The sequence below is a fragment of the Acetobacter sp. DmW_043 genome (genome assembly GCF_002153485.1).
GTDB lineage: Bacteria > Pseudomonadota > Alphaproteobacteria > Acetobacterales > Acetobacteraceae > Acetobacter > Acetobacter thailandicus.
This window is the reverse complement of record NZ_JOMN01000079.1, coordinates 1-1,466: the sequence shown is the minus strand read 5'-3', so window position 1 is coordinate 1,466 and position 1,466 is coordinate 1. Positions and strand designations below refer to the sequence as shown.

Genomic DNA, 1,466 nt, shown 5'->3' with positions numbered 1-1,466 from the left:
GCACGAGAAATGGAATCACAGAGCAGACCTCAAAACCAGAGGGTTTTTCGAACCCTCCAGGTTACGATGTATTTGAAAGATATGAAACTCCTGAATATCTTATTATAAATTCAATAAAAGAATAATTATCTTAATGTAATTTTTATTGAAAAATATATTCTCTATGGAAGCGTAAAACAATAATTTATAAAGTTCGCTCATAGCATGGAAACCTTATACTAAATGAGTTTTCAACCTATGTGCATTTTCCAGGTAATACGAGGCCTATACTTATTAAAATTCCAATTATAAGAACGGCCATACTTTCTGTTGCAAACCATTGTCCTGCAATAGAAAAATTACCAAATAGCGTGTGCCAATCTTTTTTTCCAGTAATGATAACAGGGAAAACTATAGAGCCTCGTAATAAGCACATAATTTCCCATACTGTTAGTAATATACGAATTAAAATATTTTTTTTGAATTACGGGCGATTAAGACGCAACACAAAGACAGAATACAAAGAATTAAAATAATACCTAAGGTCACTAATATTGCCAGATAACTTCTTGCAGCTGTAGATAAAACTATGGACGGTGGAGCACCTAATTCAGCCATCCACTCAGGTCCAGCCAACCAGGCACTTACATGTAATAGTGCGCCTAAAATCAAACAAAAAGCAGAAAGAAAAAAAACAATACTCTCTAAAATGAAAATTTTTTATTATCATTTATCTATAGCTCCTTCGAGACTATAATCATCAGTCAAAAAAGAAGTTTTGAACCCGTTCTAAAAACCCTAGACAGAGTTTTTAGAAAGTTATAAGACATTAGTAATGACTGAAAAATAAATAATATAGTTATAACAAGGAACAAAAAAATCTTTTAAGAGAAAATATGTAGTAAAAAAATCTAATCGTTTTTTCTATAATAATCTAGAATTACATAAATTAAACAACCTAATAAAAAAACAATTAAAGGAAGAAAAAATTCCTTCCATCCATCAAAAAAAGCTGCTGTATATAACATAAAAAATGTAGTAACCAAAGTTACTAACCCTATTAAAATTGACAATAAAAATTCTTTTAATGATTTCAATGTTTTTTTTATCATTTTAATGATTTATTTCTCAACAATAGTATTTAATTGTTCAAAACTATCCTCAAATATGAAATATATCATATCAGAACCATCTGTGGAAAGCTGATACCAAAGTCCAGGATCTTTTAATCTAAGACGATGAGATGCATTGGCAGCTGTTTGAAGTAACCCTTGTATATTAATAATCATTAACATGCTTGATGCTCCTATAGAACAAATTCTTGTTATAGTAAGAGATACTGATGCATCATTAATAATATACATTAATATTTTATCAGTTATTATTCTATTAAGTTGTGTTTTTGTGGAAAATTTAACCCCTTTTTTTTCCATCTTATCTTCAATTTCTTTAAATTTTTGATAGTTCATATGTTTAATTTTATATTC

Annotated in this window: 1 protein-coding gene; it reads right to left on the bottom strand. The window is 28.6% G+C overall.

The features are described 5' to 3' along the window. Nucleotides 1-1,100: 1,100 nt before the first annotated feature. Nucleotides 1,101-1,466 (bottom strand): hypothetical protein (locus tag HK11_RS12405; RefSeq protein WP_198943266.1); only part of this gene is annotated, 366 nt, incomplete at its 5' end.